Raw genomic sequence first — 17,553 nt, 5'->3', positions numbered from 1 at the left:
TACAACTGACGTAACTGGTGCTGTAGAGCTTCCAGAAGGCGTAGAAATGGTAATGCCTGGTGACAACCTTAAATTCAAAGTTGAGCTAATTGCTCCGATCGCGATGGAAGAAGGTCTTCGTTTCGCAATCCGTGAAGGTGGTCGTACAGTAGGTGCCGGTGTTGTATCTAAGATCCTAGACTAATCTAGACTTAGCAACACAAGCCAAGAAAAGCGCACTTAGGTGCGCTTTTTTATGCCTGCGATTTAGAACGTCACTCCCTCGCAATCTGCATAACAGAAAGCTTTGGGGGAGAGAAGGAAACACGCCGTAAACTTACCCTACTTTTTAAGTTAGAGCTTCGACACCGCCCCCCCTGCGTTGTAGAGTTTCAGAGGGCACAGCACTCACTCTCTAATACAGAAATAACCTAAGGCCCGGCGGGTTTTATGGGGAAGCGGACAAACTTATTTCAAAATGACTAGGTTCAAGGCTAGCCTTAATCGCAAGTTGAGCTATGCTTAGGCATTGATAAATTTGAAACTTATTATCGTCCTGCCTTTTTTCCGTCAGTGCGAAGTGGCAAACTCCATTTTAATGTTTTAACAAGGTTTTATAAGTAATGTCATTCGAGTCAGTTTTAAATGAATCGGAGTTCAGCACAATTGTTTTGGAAAATCGTAGTGCTTATGAGCAAGATTTATTAGGGTTTAATGAGTTACTTCACGCTGACTACCTCTTTTTAGGCGTCAAAAAAGCGGATAAAATTTCCGTATTAGTAGGGCTTGCGCACGACTCTCCAATTTCACAAATTGAATATGACCTGAAGGGTTCGCCTTGTGAAACTGTCTTGCTAACTGGAGCGTGTGGTTACAAGTCGGACATTTGCGAGCATTTTCCCGATGATCAAACCCTCAGTGAGCTTAATGCGCAAGGGTATTTAGGCGCGGGCCTCTTTAATGAGAAAAACCAAGATATTGGTTTACTCGTTGCTATTTTTAACACTCCCAAGCATGACATCAATGAGTAGTTACAAGTTTTCTCACTGCAAGCTAAGTTGTTTTCTACACAACTGCAGAAGGACTTTTTCGCAATAAAAACCGCGCGTAACCTAAGCCTTATTGATGAAATAAGCCGTATGTCGAAAACAGGGTCATGGGAGTTTTATCCTGAAACTGAAAAGTTAATATGGTCATCAGAGACATACCGTATCTTCGGTTTACCAGTCGGTAGTGCCATAAACGTCCAAAAAGCCATCAACTCTTTCGCCCCGGGATATACTGAGGAGTTAACGCTCGCATTTGATAACCTCCGTTTTCACCAACAGCCCTATGACATTCAGTGCAAAATTATCGATTCGTCAGGCACTATTCGATGGGTAAGAGCCTCTGGGAAAGCGGAGCTTTATAAGAATGGCGCAGTGAAGCGTCTTTTCGGTGCATTTGAAGATATTACTGAATATAAAACCGCGCTTACTCTCAATGAAGAGCGAGCGATGAAAATTCAAAATATTTTGAATAATATCAATGATGCTGTATTTAGTATCGACGTCAAGGGCACAATCACACATTGTAACGACATTGCGCTTAAAACGTTTGGTTACACGCGAAGCGAGTTAATCGCTCAATCTGTAGAGATTCTAATGCCAGAACCTTATGCGTCTAACCATGCTTTTTATATGCGCAATTATATGGAGACTGGGGTAGGTAAAATTATAGGAGTAGGTCGTCAGCTTCCGGCTAAGCGAAAAAACGGCGATATATTCCAGATGGAATTGTCATTGTCGGAGAGTTTTGACCAGGGTGAAAGGGGATTTATAGGTGTTATACGGGATATTAGTGAACGTATAGAAGCGCAGGATACCATTTATAACCTCGCTTATACTGACTCTGTTACCCGCCTTCGAAATCAGCAGTGGTTCCATCAACGCTTTAAAGACTTGATGTTACGCGCATCGTTGAAGCAAGAATATATACATATTTTGTTGTTAGATATCGATAATATGGCGCAAATCAATACGCGTTTTGGCTTTGGTAACGGCAACTATGCTATAAGAAAGATTGCAGAGCAGTTGCTTTTCGTCATCGGCCACGATTATGAAATTTTTAAATATGGCGGTGATAGTTTTGTCGTACTGTCTAAAAAAACCTACATAAAAGAAGACCTCCATAAATTTGATGCGAACTTAGTGGAAAGCGCACTCCTTAGTCCACGTCATTTCGATATTGTCATAAATTCAGTGAAATGGTCTCTTACCGCGTCACTTGGCAGTGCTATCTTTAACCCGCAAGGTCAAAGCTTTGAGTCAATCATCAATGTAATCGAACAGGCTGTTAAAAGGGCAAAAAGGTCGGCACCTTTTGGTCTTTGTCATATTTCAGAGGATGGGTTTAAAGAGTTCGACCGTTACTTAGATATAAAATCTAAGCTTGAACAAGCGATAGAACGCGATGAATTATCAATAGTACTTCAGCCTCAAGTTACCCATGATGGAACGGTTTCTTCTTTCGAAGCGTTGGTGCGGTGGTACTCGAAAGAGTTAGGTCCAGTAAGCCCAAGTGAATTTATTCCTATTGCCGAAGAGAGCTACGCTATCTGCGAAATAGGTGACATAGTTTTAAGAAAAACGCTGAGCGTTATTAGTAACTTCGTGAAAAGCGGTTTAAAAACCAGTATTGCGATCAACATAAGCGCTAGACAAATCGTTGTGCCTGACTTTATAAATTCGCTACTTTCTCGCGTAAATCAATACGGCATTCCACCTCACATGTTAATGCTGGAATTAACAGAAACCGCTTTAGTGGTGGATATTGAGCTGGTTAAGGAAACCATGCTTGAACTCGCAAGATTCGGCTTTCGCTTTTCAATTGATGATTTCGGTACTGGATATTCCAGTCTTGCATACCTGAAAGTTCTCCCTATCAGTGAGCTTAAAATAGATAAATACTTTGTGGACGACATAGGAAAAGACTTTGATGGAAAAGCAGCGCAGATTGTTGATGCAATTATTGAAATGGCCAAAGCACTGAATGTCACATGTATTGCAGAGGGTGTAGAGAGTGAAGAGCAGCTAAAATACCTAATAGGTAAAGGCTGTGAAAAATTTCAAGGCTATTACTTCTCAAGGCCTGAACCGGAAGCACATTGGGCGGGAATCAATGAAAACACAAAACTGCCCTAAATTTAAAGAAAGTTTGCAATTATCCGCTATTGGCTAGCCAAGTCTTGATCGTGTTCTAGGTTCTCTTTTTCACCTGAAAAAGCGGCTCTCTTGTAAGTTTTATAAGCTCCTTTTGTCATACTGTAACAATACCGAGTTATAATTTTTGAATTTAGTGCTGTGAGAGACTTTGATGATAACACGACGCCAGTTTTTAGTAGGCTCTTTGGCATTTGGTGGCCTAGCGACCAGTGCTTTTGGTAAGAAAATAAATTTGGCGTCTATGCCGATTAGTGAAGGCTATGGTGCACTAGTCGCCGACCCTCAAAAGCTGCTCGATTTACCTAAAGGCTTTAGCTATAAGGTTATATCAAGCCTTGGAAATAGCATGTCTGATGGTATGCATGTACCTGACAGAGCGGACGGTATGGGTTGTTTGCCTCTAGAAGGCAGTAGCGACAAAGTGGCGCTTATACGTAACCACGAACTGCACCCCAAACATTTGAGTGCTCAGCCACAGTCTATTCAAAAGCATACTAGCGAGTTGGCCTATGACAACTATCATAGTGGGGTTGCTTTACCAGGCGGCACTACAACCATGGTGTATAACCTTACCACCAAAATGGTAGAGCGAGAGTTTATCAGTCTTGTTGGAACGGTAAGAAACTGCTCGGGCGGCATTACGCCTTGGGGCACGTGGCTAACGTGTGAAGAGTCCGTAGACCGACCTCATGGCCCCAACGGCGATGTGGTAAACAAAGATCACGGCTACATATTTGAAGTACCTGCAAACGCTGACTCACTCATTGAAGCTAAACCGCTTAAAGCAATGGGGCGCTTTAACCATGAAGCGGCATGTGTTGACCCCAAAACAGGCATTGTTTACCTGACTGAAGATCAGGGTGACAGCTTGCTATATCGCTTTGTACCTAACGAGTACGCTAACTTGGCAGCTGGCGGCCAATTAGAAGCCCTGGTAGTAAAAAATAAACCTCAGTTTGATACACGTAACTGGAGTTCCACAACTATGCCATTGGCGACGTGGTTCGACGTTGAGTGGATAGCATTAGACAATCCAGAAAGCCCGAACGATGACTTACGCGCTAGAGGATACGAGAAAGGTGCTGCCTTATTCGCTCGCGGTGAAGGTATACATTGGGGTGAAGATGAGCTTTATTTTTGCTGTACTAATGGCGGCCAAAAGCAGCTCGGTCAAGTAATGAAACTTGTTCCTTCTGCTGATGGTAAACAAGACAAGCTTCAGCTATTTTTAGAAAGCGAAGACAAGAACTTATATAACTTCGGCGATAACTTGACCGTATGTCCAAACGGACATCTTCTGGTGTGTGAAGACCAATATACCGACATTGTTGATAACCATTTACGCGGTGTTACACCAAATGGAGAAGTGTATAACTTTGCAAAGCTCCATGCGCAAACTGAACTTGCCGGCGCGTGTTTCTCGCCTGACGGCAATACGCTGTTCGTGAATATTTACTCTCCAACGAAGACCTTAGCTATAACCGGGCCATGGCTTGAAGGTTAGAGATAAGAGGTTGGAGACCAGATATTAGGGGTTCTCTAGTAAACTGGCGTCATTTATTCTTTTTGCTTTGAAATGGCGCCGCAATCCCCCAGTGTGAACTGCAAATTTCTATCAATTTTTTTTCGTCACGCATCATTTACTAACTTCATATGTTTTCTCGATTAGCGAGTACCTTTACAATCTAATAAATTAATTATTTGAATCGTTTTAACCCATTTCAATAGTTTTGTTCAATTAATGATAATGCTCTCAACTTAAGAAGGAGAGCCAAATGAGCGCACTATTAAAAAAGCTAACAACGGCGAATAGCCACCGTGTTTCCTCTACAACTAATCAACCCATTCAAACGCAATGCAATTACGCTGATAACTATTATGGCGACCAAGTTTGCGTAGAAGTCAAAGCCCCTAAACCTCGTTCCAACCTTCATGTGGGAGTACAGCTGTGAGAACCTCAAAAATGCGGTTACCAATAACCACGAGCAACATGGTCAGCTGCGTACAACTAGCACTAATCGCGATGTGAATTATCAGCCAAGTCGACGCCTTGATCTTAACGAAGACCCAGCGTTCCGTTACTCAAGCAAACCGCTTGCAGGTATGACGCAACAAATTCCGTTCTACAAAGAGCAGAGCTTTAAACAAGCAGGGGAGTTTTTCAGAAAGCTAACCAAAGAAGGCCAGCAAAACCTGATTAATAACTTAGGTGGAGCACTGGCATCGGTGCCTGAAGAAGAAATCCGCGTCATTATTAGTGCTTATATGTACAACGCAGATAAAGACTACGGCAAAGGCGTAGCTAAACTAGCAAAAGCACCAATGGCTAAAGTTCGTCAAACGGCGAAAGACTTGATGGAACAGCAGGCTGCACGTGCAGCTAAAGCGAAACAAGTGGCAGAAAGCCTGACGGCGCTAATGCAATAAACCAGAGCTACTAAAGTCAGAAGTACTTAAGTCAGAAGCACTAAAAGGTGGGCTATTTATCGTTGGTAAATAGTCCACCTAATGCGTAGCTACCTAATCTCAAACATTCCTTTCCACTTCTTGCGTCGATAAATAAAGAGGGCACAATGTCTATTTTTAAGCACTCACTACTACCAACACTGTTCGTTATTGTCACTCTATTCAGCTTCGATGCCAGTGCTGTAACACAAGTAACTAGTGCGGCGGATAAACCTGCGCAATCAGCTTCGCTATCTATTAAAGCACTAAAAGTGCGGTATTTCGACGCAGCTAGAGAAGGCGACAGCACCCTGTTGCAAGCCTTTTATAACGCTGGGCTAGATGTAAACGTCGCAGATGAAAAAGGCTATACAGCACTTATTCTTGCGGCGTACCACGGTCACACTGACACCGTAAACTTTCTTATTGAGCAGGCGAAGGTAAACCCGTGTCAAGAAGACAACCGCGGGAATACTGCACTTATGGGCGCTATATTTAAAGGTCATGTTAGTGTGGCAAAGCAGCTGGTATTTGCCGATTGCGATATAGACGAAGAAAACGCAAATGGGCAAACGGCCCTAATGTTTGCAAGCCTCTTCGATAGACAAGAGATTGTAAGCAGCCTAATAGAAAAAGGCGCAAATCCTAAGCATGTAGATAAAGCTGGTAACTCAGTGGCAGATATAGCCTTGTCGCAAGGCAATTACGCGCTCGCTAAGGCACTGAACAAAGATAATAAGTAGCTTACCTCACCGGCTTTTAGTTGCTGCGCTCACGTCTATCGTGTTAATTCTGGTATTGATCAAGAGTTCTGCGACATTTCACCGAGCTTTTGTTAACTTTCTTACTTTCTTTTATCGCTGGAAGCGTCAGTATCAAATAATTAATACCAGAAAGTTAGGGGTTGCAGAGTTAAAATCACTCGCAGAATTGGCGAATGAAATGGTCGAGTCCAAAAGAGATATTGAGGCGCGGCTAGCAAGTGTAGAAGCCGAGTTGACCATTAAGAAAGCCTCATAAATACAGAGAGCATTTTTATTTCTTAAGCGGTCGACTTATTATTGCATCAATAAGGTATAAGCCAAGCAAGGTAGAAGCAAAAATGAAGTTTAACCGCTTAGGAAATAGCGACTTACAGGTGTCGGATGTGTGTTTGGGCACAATGACATGGGGCATTCAAAACACCCAGCAAGATGCAGACGAGCAAATAGCGTTTGCCCTGGATAAAGGCGTGAACTTTGTCGATACGGCGGAAATGTATCCTGTTCCCCCAAATGTAGATACCTATGGCGATACAGAGCGCATTATCGGTAATTGGATTTCGCGGAACGAATCAAAGCGCTCTGACATTGTTTTAATGACTAAAATTGCTGGCAGCGGTTTGAATTACATTCGAAACGCAGGGCCCATTACAGCTGACGCTATCGCAAACGCACTCACCTATTCATTAGAACGCTTAAAAACGGATTATATCGACGTTTACCAGCTTCATTGGCCGAATAGAGTTACACCTCATTTCGGTAAGCATTGGCCGGATGGTGCTGATCCAACCAAAACCAATCGAGAGAAAGAACTGGATGGTATGCGTGATATCCTTTCAGGCATTAAGCGCGCGCTGGATGAAGGGAAAATTAGACACTGGGGGCTGTCAGATGACACGCCTTGGGGCATTCACGCCTTTCTTACACTTTGCAAAGAGCTGGATATGCCGCTTCCAGTTTCTATCCAAAATGAGTTCAGTTTACTTCATGCGAAAGACTGGCCTTATTTAATTGAAATGTGTGAACTAGAGAACATTGCTTACCTTCCGTGGTCGCCGTTAGCAACGGGTATGTTAAGTGGTAAGTATCAGGATGGAGCCAGACCGGAAGGTAGTCGTTGGACACTAGCTCAGCGTATGGGGTTATTTAGAGATAAAGCGCCAGCGCAGGCAGCTACAGCTGAATATATGAAGATTGCAGAAAAAGCAGGAATAACACCTTCGCAGCTCGCGTTGGCGTGGTGTAAGCAAGTGCCTGGTGTTACCTCAACAATTATTGGCGCTACCACTGTGCCTCAACTTAAAGAAAATATAGACGCGTTTGATATTTCACTTTCGAAGGAAACATTAGACGACATTCACGGTGTACTAAGGCAGTATCCTTTAGGCTTCTAAGCGAATTTTTTCTTCCTAAGATTGGCGGGGTAGCACTTCACTCCCCCGTCATTTTTGTGTAATACGCACGTCATATTATGTGTTTTTCAAGTATGAATTTGTGCGTATTATGTCAATGATTGACCCTCAACTAGCCCAGAACAGCGTGCTAGAAAAAGCACATAACTGGCGTAAGTGGCTTCTTTTAGCCTTGTTAGTCTATGTGATGTTATTAGCTGTCAGCATGATTGGCAGCGGATTCAAATTTGCTACTGGCGACCACGCGAAATCTCTTTTTAGTTTTGCTTCTAATCCTGTCATGGGATTGATTATTGGTATGGTGTGTACCGCACTTATTCAGTCTTCAAGTACGGTTACCTCTATTATTGTCGGAATGGTAGCGGGTGGTTTACCCATAACTATCGCTATACCCATGATGATGGGCGCCAACATTGGGACCAGTATTACCAACACCTTGGTGAGCCTTGGTCATGTTGCAAAAAAAGATGAGTTTCAAAGAGCCTTCAATGCGGCCACTATTCATGACTTCTTCAATGTACTGTCGGTACTAATTTTCTTACCTCTTGAAATGGCGTTTGGTATTTTGGAGTTTTTAAGTGCCCAATTGGTTGCGCTTATCCATACAGGTGAAGCCATCGGTGTGTCTGGTGTTAATCCTATTAAAGCGATGACGCAACCGGTAACAGACATAGTTACACAAGCATTCTCCTTTTTACCTTCTATTTATCCGGGCGTAGCGAAAATAATTCTTGGTATCGGCCTTATTATGTTTTCAATTACCTACATGGGTAAAATTATGAAATCACTTATGGTAGGCAAGGCAAAGGCGTTATTGCATACCAGCATAGGAAAAGGGCCACTCTCTGGAATAACGTCGGGTGCTGTGATGACAGTGCTAGTGCAATCCTCGTCAACCACCACATCGCTCATGGTTCCTTTGGTTGGCAGTGGAATTTTAAAAGCTAAGGATATCTATCCGTTCACATTGGGCGCAAATATAGGCACATGTATCACTGCGCTTATCGCAGCGTTGGGTGTAGTGGGGGTTAATAGTGGATTTGCACTACAAATAGCGCTTGTGCACCTGATTTATAACGTTCTGGGCGTTACGCTTATTTACGGGCTGCCTTTATTGCGCAATATTCCGCTCAATTTGTCTTATCAATTATCAGTGATAGCGGCAGAGCGGAAAATGTACGGCGCAGCTTATATCGGTGGCTTATTCTTTATTATGCCTTTGGGTATTATCTTCACTACTATGTAGCTAATGTAGCGCGCCATTCTATTTTTCTGTATGCACAAAAAAACGGCGCTGATGAGCTCAGTGCCGTTTCTCTTTTTTAACTTAGTGCATGTATTAGAATGCGTATTTTGCTGAAACTTGGAAGCGGTTCATGTCGCCTTCAAGGCCGGCTTCAATTTCACGCTTTGCGAAAGCGTATTCAGCGCCAACGGTTAGCGCTTTAGTTGGCGAGTACAAGTAGTTTACACGTGTGCTATAAGTGCTTTCAGTGGTAGCTAAACCCGTTAATGATACGTCATTGTCTGCTTCAAACGCCGAGAACATGATGCTACTGCGCGCTTTTTCGCTCCACTTGTGACGATACGCAACGCCGTAACCTGTTGAGTCTATGGCTTCAAGGTCGCCGCTTTCGGTAAGTACTGCACCATTAACTGCGTTTAGCGCAGAGTATCTGCCTAAACCTTTACCCGTGTTGAACGTGAAGCGAATATCGTCGCCATTAGACAAATTGTATTTACCGGTTACCGATACACCAAAGCTGGTTTCGTCCGCATCAATGCCAGCGGCATTATCGTAAGACAACTGTCTTAATAAGCCCGCTACTTTTACATAACCCCAGTCATACTTTGACGTATAGGCAGCTACAAAGTCTGGAACGCTGCTGTCGTCACTCGTAATTCGGCTACCACCGCCAAATGGCGTAATGGTTGATTCTGGGTTTTCAAGGGCAAGCTGAAGGCCGCCGTTGGTATATCTCACCATAACTTGACGACCAAAGGTAATGCCGTCAGTCGTACCAACAAAGTCTAAAGATTCAGGTAAAGAACCTACGTCCATGAAAGTTGTCCATGTTTGACCTACCAACCAATTTTTGTAGGTCAGGTATGCGTGACGAACACGAGGAACGTAAGAGTTACTGATGCGCTCATCGCCGCCATCGGTCACTAAAAAGTCGAGCTCGAAAACACCGTTAATGGTATCGCCTTCAGCGGTTGGTGTTGAAGTAGCAAAGCGGAATCGCGATGTTCTAATGTGAGCATCAAATTGTGGATCTTCGTCAACGCCACCAACAGGTGTTAGTGAAGGAATATAGAAATCGCGACCTACGCTACCCGATGCAATGGTGCCATCTGAGTAGTCACTGACCATAGCGTCGACTTTAATGTAGCCTGTGAATTTCACACTTGTGTCGCCGATTGTTGCTGCTTGCGCTGCACCGGTAGATGCTGCTAGGCACAGCGCTACTGCTGTAGCCGTATTTTTTATTTTAGCTTTCATCGTGTCTGTTCCAAAAAAGTGGTTAAATAAATGTAAATTCAACGTTAACATTGCTGATTGTGTACTTATTATCTCAAAATTAAATAAGCCAATGGTCGCATAAGACTATAGTCGTAATACTTTTCTAGTAGAACCTTAGTTGTATGCTGCTAAGACCAAAGTCTCATTTTGCTTTGTGGGTGAATGGCTAGAGTGTTTCACCATACAACAAGAATTTACATCATTGATATTGGAGGCAATCTATATGACCGCCAGCAAAACTTATCCTGTGCCTGAGAACATTCTTCAGTCTACCCATTTAACCGCATCTCAATACGACGAGATGTACAAGCAATCTGTAGAGCAACCTGAAGCGTTCTGGGCTGAGCACGCATCCATGCTTGAGTGGTATCAAAAGCCAACCAAAATTAAAAACACGATGTTTGGCGAAAACGATGTGTCGATAAAATGGTTTGAAGATGGTGAGCTAAATGCCAGCTATAATTGTATTGACCGCCATCTGGCTAACAATGCCACAAAAGTTGCCTTTCACTGGGAAGGCGACTCACCAGAAGATAGCCAAGATATCACGTATCAACAAGTACACTATGAAGTTTGTAAATTAGCGAATGCACTTAAAGAAATGGGCGTAGCAAAAGGTGATCGTGTTGCGATTTACATGCCGATGGTACCTGAGGCTGCCTACGCCATGCTAGCGTGTGCCCGAATTGGTGCAGTACATTCGGTGATTTTCGGTGGATTTTCACCTAACGCGATTGCCGATCGTATCAACGACAGCAACGCCAAAGTCGTGATTACTGCTGATGAAGGCCGTCGTGCTGGAAGAAGTATTCCACTGAAAGCGAATGTGGATAAAGCACTATCTGGTGATGCGTGTCCGTCTATTACTCATGTTTTAGTTCATAAGCTCACAGGAGGAGAAGTAGACTGGAATGCTAAGCACGATGTGTGGTGGCATGACGCTGTTGATGGCGTGTCAGCGCAGTGTGAACCAGAGGTAATGAACGCGGAAGACCCACTGTTTATCCTTTATACATCAGGCTCTACTGGAACGCCAAAAGGTGTAGTACACACCACGGGCGGGTATCTCTTATATTCTGCGATGACCTTTAAATATGCCTTTGACTACAAAGAAGACGATGTTTATTGGTGTACCGCTGATGTAGGCTGGATTACAGGCCACAGCTACATGGTTTATGGCCCAATGGTGAACGCCGCATCACAAGTGTTCTTTGAGGGTGTACCCACCTATCCAGACGTTAAGCGTATTGCTCAGGTAGTGGAAAAATACAAAGTAAATAGTTTATATACCGCGCCAACTGCGATCCGCGCATTAATGGCCCACGGAGATGTTCCAGCTGAAGGGTGTGATGTCTCATCGCTTCGTCTGTTAGGAACAGTAGGTGAACCTATTAATCCTGAAGCATGGGAATGGTACCACCGCGTAATTGGTATGAGCCGTTGTCCTATCATCGATACATGGTGGCAGACAGAAACAGGTGGACACATGATCCTGCCTTTACCTGGCGCTACGGAGTTGAAGCCTGGCTCAGCGACTCGTCCATTCTTCGGCATTCAGCCTGCGCTATTTGACGCTGACGGCAAAGAGCTTGAAGGCGTAGCAGAAGGTAACCTAGTAATTAAAGACAGCTGGCCAAGCCAAGCGCGTACGGTTTACGGCGATCACCAACGCTTTATTAACACCTACTTCAGCGCATACAAAGGTGTGTACTTCACCGGTGACGGTGCTCGTTGCGACGAAGATGGCTTTTACTGGATCACCGGTCGTGTAGATGACGTGTTAAACGTTTCTGGACACCGTTTGGGCACCGCTGAAATCGAAAGTGCACTTGTTGCCCATCCTAAAGTGGCTGAGGCTGCCGTTGTTGGCTTCCCACATGATATCAAAGGGCAGGGTATCTACGTTTACGTAACGCCAAATGAAGGGGTTGAAGCAGATGAAGCCCTTACTAAAGAGCTTAAGGCGTGGGTGCGTCAAGAGCTAAGCCCGATTGCTACACCTGATATGATCCAATGGTCTCGTGGATTACCTAAAACCCGCTCTGGTAAAATTATGCGCCGTATTTTGCGTAAGATTGCCGCCAATGAGCATGAGCAATTAGGTGACACATCTACGTTGGCGGATCCATCGGTTGTTGATACACTGATAGAGGAACGTCTAAATAAGTAGAAACTAAGGATATAGACAATGATAACCCTTCTAATCGCTGATGATCATCCGCTGTATCGCGATGCACTAAGAGGCGCGTTGTCGTTGTCACTTCCAGCCTTAACCCTCAAAGAGGCGGGAGACCTTAACACTACAGTCGATATTCTCAACAACGAGGATATCGACTTATTGTTGCTTGATTTGCACATGCCGGGTAGCAATGATTTGTTTGGTTTGCTGCATATTCGAAAACTCTTTCCCGAACTTCCTGTTGCCGTAGTCTCTGGCACAGAAGACACCACACTTATTTCAAAGATTATTAGCGTGGGCGCGCTAGGGTTCATCCCAAAAACTGCCAGTGCCCAGGATATTGCAAACGCCGTAGAAGCAATTCTGGATGGCGATGTATGGCTACCTGATAACTTAAGCGAAGACGTTGATGAGGTGAATGAAGAGTTCTCTGAATTAGCGGACAAAGTTGCCTCGCTAACACCTTCGCAATACAAGGTGCTTTGTTACATGCGAGACGGCTTGCTTAACAAGCAAATTGGCTTTAATTTAGATATCGCAGAGGCCACGGTTAAAGCGCATGTTACTGCTATCTTTAAAAAGTTGGGCATAAACAACCGCACACAAGCGGTACTTATTGCTTCACAACTTGAGTTGGAGCCGCCGGTTCAGTAACGTCGAACTTAAGCACGGCTTCTGAGGTAGCAAATTCCGGTAAGAACTTTTCCAATGCCAAGCGGCTTTGTTCACTTAGCAAAGGGTTGTCAATTTCAATAACCGTTCGCCCTTCGCTAAGTGCCATACCTTCTCTAAAGTTATCGTGAGCTAACAGTAGCTCCTGAAACTTACCCGTTTCGAAGAGCCTTAACAGGCCTTCAGCTATCCGCCCGGCTAATGCCTGATTGTCGCTTCCTACAAAGAAAAAGATGGGGCTTGGATACGATATTATAAGGTGTTCATCAATAGTTAGGCCGCGAGAAAGGGTTTTGTCTGAAAGCTCCTCTTTGATTTCCATTACGCTTCTTGGAAACATATCGGCGAAGCCTTCTGAAACAATGCGAAATGACGCCCGGTAGGTCGTTTCTAACACTGGGATATCGTTTGCGCGAAATATCTTCGTATCGGGCCAGTCGTAGCCCAAAACCGCGCGGTATGCTCGTAACGCGTTTAATGACTTTACTTCTTTAAGTCGCGTATCGCCTTCTCTGACCAGCAGTGCACGCTTACCAAAAAGACCCGCCATAATGGGAATGCGAATGGGCAGGAACTGACGTTCACGCTCTGTCGAGGTAACGCTCCACGTCACGTCTAGCATGTTGTGTTCAAGGCTGCGTAGTTGACGTTCTTGCGCCGTTTCTTGGTCGCTGACAATCAGTTCAAAAGAACCGTATTGAGGTTCAGTAACGCGCAGTGATTCTGTGAGAAGACGTTTAGCGTAGGCGTATACGGCGTCTCGTCCAGGATGAATATTTGGCAAGCGGAGAACGGTGTGAGGTAAGTCAGTACTTACCTCATTTGTGTTTTGCTGCTGAGCATGAGCACTCAATAGTGTAAATACACTCAACAGTAAAGCGGCAACACTTAGGGCTTTTTTCGTAACGTCCATATTTTGTATTTCATGCACTAAACGCATGCCTTACTGCAAGTTGCCGCAGGTATTAACGTTGAATAACCATTGGCAAACTTGTATTGCTAGTCTTTCCCCGTCAGCAAAAAGTCGTGTTCAGGGTCTACAATAAATTGACCACTCATTGCTTCTCTTCCGAGCAGCATCAAATAGGTCATTTCAGAGCGGTCCGTTAGGGTTAACTGAATATCCCACTGGTACCCGTCCATTATTATAGGCGTAATTATAACATAGCGCTTCTCAAGTGTAGCCGTTGAGCTTTTTACGCGTTTTTGTCCTTCTACACGTGCTTCTCTGCGAACCACGCGTTCAACGTTGTGAATGTCCGGATGAATATCAAATTTAATCCATAATTCACCGTCTTGATCAAACTCTTCAATGTTATCAACGTGAAGTGAAGACGTTGCCGCCCCTGTATCAACGCGTACGTTCAAATCAGAGATGGCGAGTTTGGGTAAATCGCACAGCTCTACCGCACCAACAATTTTTTTATTGTTCATCAGTTTTTCTACCAATTTTATAAAACAGGACCCTGTTCTGGTGGCAATAAATTGTCTTGTAATAATTCTACGTGTTCTGCAACAGTATCAGGCTCTGAAAAGTATGCAATGTGGTATACCGCTTCACCTTCTTGGGTAAGCGGAATATTTTGTTTACCAATTACAACACCTTCTGCAGGGCTTTCAAGGCTGTCTAAATAATTGCCAAACGGATCAGCAATAATGGCCAGTTTGTCACCTTTCTCAACATGGTCACCTAGCTGTGCTAGATGCGTCACAAAGCCACTTTCTGGCGCGCGAACCCATCCACTTTGGCGCGCTATAAAACGCTCGATACTGTGGCCCTTGCTGCGGCTTTTATTCAGCATGCCCAAATGACGCATGGTATTAATAATGCCTCTTACGCCGGCACGAATAGAAAACTCGTCATAACGTAACGCTTGGCCTGCTTCGTAAAGCAGAATTTTAACGCCACTTTCACTGGCCGATTCGCGCAAAGAGCCATCGCGTAACTCTGCGTTAAGAAGTACAGGTACGCCAAACGCTTTTGCCATTTCCAGTACTTCTGGGTCGTCTAAGTCAGCGCGAATCTGTGGCAAGTTACTTCGGTGTATAGCGCCGGTGTGAAGGTCAATGCCGACATCGCACTTACTTACCACTTCTTTGAAAAACAAGTTGGCTAACCTACCGGCAAGCGAACCTTTTTTACTCCCTGGAAAACTGCGGTTCAAATCGCGTCTATCGGGTAAATAACGAGACTGGTTTAGTACGCCGTACACATTAACCATAGGCACCGCGATAAGGGTTCCTCTTAGGCGTTCAATCGCTTTTGAGCGGATAAGTCTGCCTACTATTTCGATGCCATTTAATTCGTCACCGTGAATGGCTGCGCTGACGAACATAATGGGACCTGGTCGCTTTCCTCGTTTAACGTAAACCGGAATGCTCATATTGGTGGCCGTGTACAACGGCGGCATTTCTAACTCAATCTTTTTTGTTTCGCCAGGAGCAATGTTTTCACCCCCAATTCTTAAAACATCATTTACCACTAACGTTTTCCTATATTTACGTTATTGCATAGCAAAGGTTAAAGGGCGCTAGCCCTTTCCACGGGTTTTTGTTTTGTGCGGCTCTGCGCTTTTTTCAATGAACTCGATGATCATACTGGCGACATCCTTATTGGTCGCTTTCTCAATGCCTTCAAGGCCCGGCGAAGAGTTTACTTCCATAACGACTGGACCGTTGTTCGAACGAAGAATATCTACGCCACAACAATTTAGTCCCATCGTTTTAGCCGCATCTACCGCTGTTTTGCGTTCCGCTGGACTTAGACGAACTAAACTTGCCTGACCGCCACGGTGAAGGTTAGAGCGGAATTCCCCAGGTGCTGCTTGGCGCTTCATCGCTGCTACAACTTTTCCACCTACCACGAAGCAACGAATATCTGCACCGCCCGCTTCTTTAATGAACTCTTGCACTAAAATACTGGCGTTAAGGCCCATAAAGGCTTCAATGATCGACTCTGCCGCTTTTTGCGTGTCGGCCAATACCACGCCAATACCTTGCGTGCCTTCAAGTAACTTAATAACCACTGGGGCGCCGCCAACCGTTTTAATAACATCGTCGATTTTGTCAGGGTGGTGTGCAAAGCCTGTTCTAGGCATACCTATGCCTTTACGTGATAAAAGCTGCAATGAACGCAATTTATCTCGAGAGCGGCTGATAGCAACCGACTCGTTAAGGCTGTATGTGCCCACCATTTCAAATTGGCGAACGACCGATGTGCCGTAAAAGCTAACCGATGCGCCAATTCGCGGGATCACTGCATCGTAATAGGGTAGTCGCTTACCGTTATAGCGAACTGACGGTCGCGCACTGGTGATATCCATGTAGCAGTGCATGGTATCGATAACGTCAACCTGATGCCCGCGAGCCTGCCCAGCTTCGACTAAGCGTGAAGTAGAGTAAAGACGAGGATTTCTAGAAAGAATTGCAATGCGCATTATAAAAAAGCCTGTAGTTTGTGTTTTATTTTGTCGTTTTATCGACCAATCTATTACCACGTTAGAACGTGATTGTTAAATAGACAAGTCATTTTTGCGCGCATACTAATGTAAGTGTTCGGGGGTGTCTTACGAATAATTCTTGTTGTGTCGATTGCTTTTAATGCATGAACTTGACTGTTTTTCGCGTTAGCATTAGAGCGCGTCGGCCTTTTTAACGTAAAATCAGAATTTAAGGTCAGTCTGCTTAACGAAAAAATGTAAGGATTTGTGTTAATGAATGAGTGGTGGCATGGGTTTTTGGCGTGGTTAACTCAGTACCAGTCAAATGTCGTGTGGAGTGGTTTGGTTTTACTAATTTATTTGGCGATGTCTCGTAAGTTGCTGCCAAAATTAGAAACCAACATCGTAAAGTCAAAGCTAAAATCAAATAGTGCTATTAAAGGGCTTTTTGCTGCACGGGTTATTGTCGCTACAGTATCGTTAGCCTTGTTGTTGCTAGCATGGGGGATCGATTTTTCTGGGCTCTTAGTGCTTTCCACTTCTATCATCACGGTAACCGGTGTTGCGCTTTTTGCTAGTTGGTCACTCATCAGTAACATCACTGCGTACTTTATTTTGCTCACAAACGTAGCCTATCGCAGAGGTAATTATGTGCGCATTCTCGACGGCGATAACTTCATTGAAGGTGTGATTGCCGATGTAGGGCCGTTTAGCACGCGCTTGCTTACCGCTGAGCGTGAAACTCTCATGTATCCTAATAACCTAATTTTAACCCGTCCTGTTTTGCTCAACCCTAAAGAGAAGTGGGGAGCAATGGGAAAAGTGGTGGCAAAGTCGAGCGTAGAAACGCCGGTGGTTAAAATTGAAGAAAGTAAACCACACGACGAATTACTCTAGACGTCTTTCCTTACACATATAGCGAAAAACCTGCAGCGAGC

The 17,553-nt window shown here is 44.4% G+C and carries 15 protein-coding genes and 2 pseudogenes; 12 read left to right on the top strand and 5 right to left on the bottom strand.

Annotated features, from left to right (window positions below; translation table 11 throughout):
- The 9 genes and pseudogenes from tuf to BIZ39_RS14260 form a co-directional block, all read left to right on the top strand.
- Window positions 1-184 (top strand): annotated as a pseudogene (tuf, locus tag BIZ39_RS14295) (elongation factor Tu); the annotation flags it as partial.
- A 418-nt stretch (window positions 185-602) separates the two neighbouring features.
- Complete coding sequence (locus BIZ39_RS22315) at window positions 603-1,010, top strand: hypothetical protein (RefSeq protein ID WP_262385775.1); 408 nt, start codon at window positions 603-605, stop codon at window positions 1,008-1,010.
- 27 nt (window positions 1,011-1,037) lie between these two features.
- On the top strand, window positions 1,038-3,161 hold the full coding sequence (locus BIZ39_RS14290) for a GGDEF domain-containing phosphodiesterase (protein ID WP_262385774.1): 2,124 nt from the start codon (window positions 1,038-1,040) through the stop codon (window positions 3,159-3,161).
- A 172-nt stretch (window positions 3,162-3,333) separates the two neighbouring features.
- Window positions 3,334-4,686, top strand: coding sequence for an alkaline phosphatase PhoX (locus BIZ39_RS14285; RefSeq protein WP_187447300.1), 1,353 nt, complete (start codon window positions 3,334-3,336; stop codon window positions 4,684-4,686).
- A gap of 271 nt (window positions 4,687-4,957) precedes the next feature.
- Window positions 4,958-5,134 (top strand): hypothetical protein, encoded by a 177-nt coding sequence (locus tag BIZ39_RS14280; protein WP_155661503.1) that lies wholly within the window; start codon window positions 4,958-4,960, stop codon window positions 5,132-5,134.
- Between the two features lie 7 nt (window positions 5,135-5,141).
- Window positions 5,142-5,609, top strand: a pseudogene (locus BIZ39_RS14275) (catalase-related domain-containing protein); the annotation flags it as partial.
- Between the two features lie 146 nt (window positions 5,610-5,755).
- Window positions 5,756-6,370 carry an ankyrin repeat domain-containing protein gene (locus tag BIZ39_RS14270; protein ID WP_187447299.1) on the top strand — a complete coding sequence of 205 codons (615 nt, stop codon included), beginning with the start codon at window positions 5,756-5,758 and terminating at the stop codon, window positions 6,368-6,370.
- A 359-nt stretch (window positions 6,371-6,729) separates the two neighbouring features.
- Complete coding sequence (locus BIZ39_RS14265) at window positions 6,730-7,782, top strand: aldo/keto reductase (protein ID WP_187447298.1); 1,053 nt, start codon at window positions 6,730-6,732, stop codon at window positions 7,780-7,782.
- Between the two features lie 109 nt (window positions 7,783-7,891).
- Window positions 7,892-9,046, top strand: coding sequence for a Na/Pi symporter (locus BIZ39_RS14260; RefSeq protein ID WP_014977486.1), 1,155 nt, complete (start codon window positions 7,892-7,894; stop codon window positions 9,044-9,046).
- Window positions 9,047-9,139: 93 nt separating this feature from the next.
- On the opposite strand, the gene BIZ39_RS14255 is transcribed toward BIZ39_RS14260, so the two are convergent.
- Window positions 9,140-10,303 (bottom strand): DcaP family trimeric outer membrane transporter, encoded by a 1,164-nt coding sequence (locus tag BIZ39_RS14255; RefSeq protein ID WP_187447297.1) that lies wholly within the window; start codon window positions 10,301-10,303, stop codon window positions 9,140-9,142.
- A 244-nt stretch (window positions 10,304-10,547) separates the two neighbouring features.
- On the opposite strand from BIZ39_RS14255, the gene acs reads away from it, so the two are divergent.
- Both acs and BIZ39_RS14245 read left to right on the top strand, forming a co-directional pair.
- Entirely contained in the window at window positions 10,548-12,494 is a 1,947-nt protein-coding gene (gene acs / locus BIZ39_RS14250) for an acetate--CoA ligase (protein ID WP_187447296.1), read from the top strand.
- An 18-nt stretch (window positions 12,495-12,512) separates the two neighbouring features.
- Window positions 12,513-13,157: a response regulator transcription factor gene (locus BIZ39_RS14245; RefSeq protein ID WP_014950824.1), complete on the top strand. Its 645-nt coding sequence runs from the start codon at window positions 12,513-12,515 to the stop codon at window positions 13,155-13,157.
- Here BIZ39_RS14245 and BIZ39_RS14240 read toward each other — a convergent pair.
- From BIZ39_RS14240 to rimK, 4 genes are read right to left on the bottom strand one after another with little or no spacing between them, the layout of a single operon-like run.
- Window positions 13,117-14,115, bottom strand: a complete 999-nt coding sequence (locus BIZ39_RS14240) for an amino acid ABC transporter substrate-binding protein (protein ID WP_222936617.1) — start codon at window positions 14,113-14,115, stop codon at window positions 13,117-13,119. The genes BIZ39_RS14245 and BIZ39_RS14240 overlap by 41 nt on opposite strands.
- A 59-nt stretch (window positions 14,116-14,174) precedes the next feature.
- Entirely contained in the window at window positions 14,175-14,609 is a 435-nt protein-coding gene (locus BIZ39_RS14235; protein WP_014950822.1) for an ATP-dependent zinc protease, read from the bottom strand.
- 17 nt (window positions 14,610-14,626) lie between these two features.
- Window positions 14,627-15,658 carry a succinylglutamate desuccinylase/aspartoacylase family protein gene (locus BIZ39_RS14230; protein WP_014950821.1) on the bottom strand — a complete coding sequence of 344 codons (1,032 nt, stop codon included), beginning with the start codon at window positions 15,656-15,658 and terminating at the stop codon, window positions 14,627-14,629.
- Between the two features lie 48 nt (window positions 15,659-15,706).
- Complete coding sequence (gene rimK / locus BIZ39_RS14225; RefSeq protein ID WP_187447294.1) at window positions 15,707-16,612, bottom strand: 30S ribosomal protein S6--L-glutamate ligase; 906 nt, start codon at window positions 16,610-16,612, stop codon at window positions 15,707-15,709.
- 276 nt (window positions 16,613-16,888) lie between these two features.
- Here rimK and BIZ39_RS14220 point away from each other — a divergent pair, with 276 nt between their 5' ends.
- Entirely contained in the window at window positions 16,889-17,512 is a 624-nt protein-coding gene (locus tag BIZ39_RS14220) for a mechanosensitive ion channel family protein (protein ID WP_014950819.1), read from the top strand.
- Window positions 17,513-17,553 lie beyond the last annotated feature (41 nt).

The organism is Alteromonas sp. BZK5 (genome assembly GCF_014349115.1).
Lineage (GTDB): Bacteria > Pseudomonadota > Gammaproteobacteria > Enterobacterales > Alteromonadaceae > Alteromonas > Alteromonas macleodii.
This window is presented reverse-complemented; position numbering and strand designations above follow the sequence as displayed.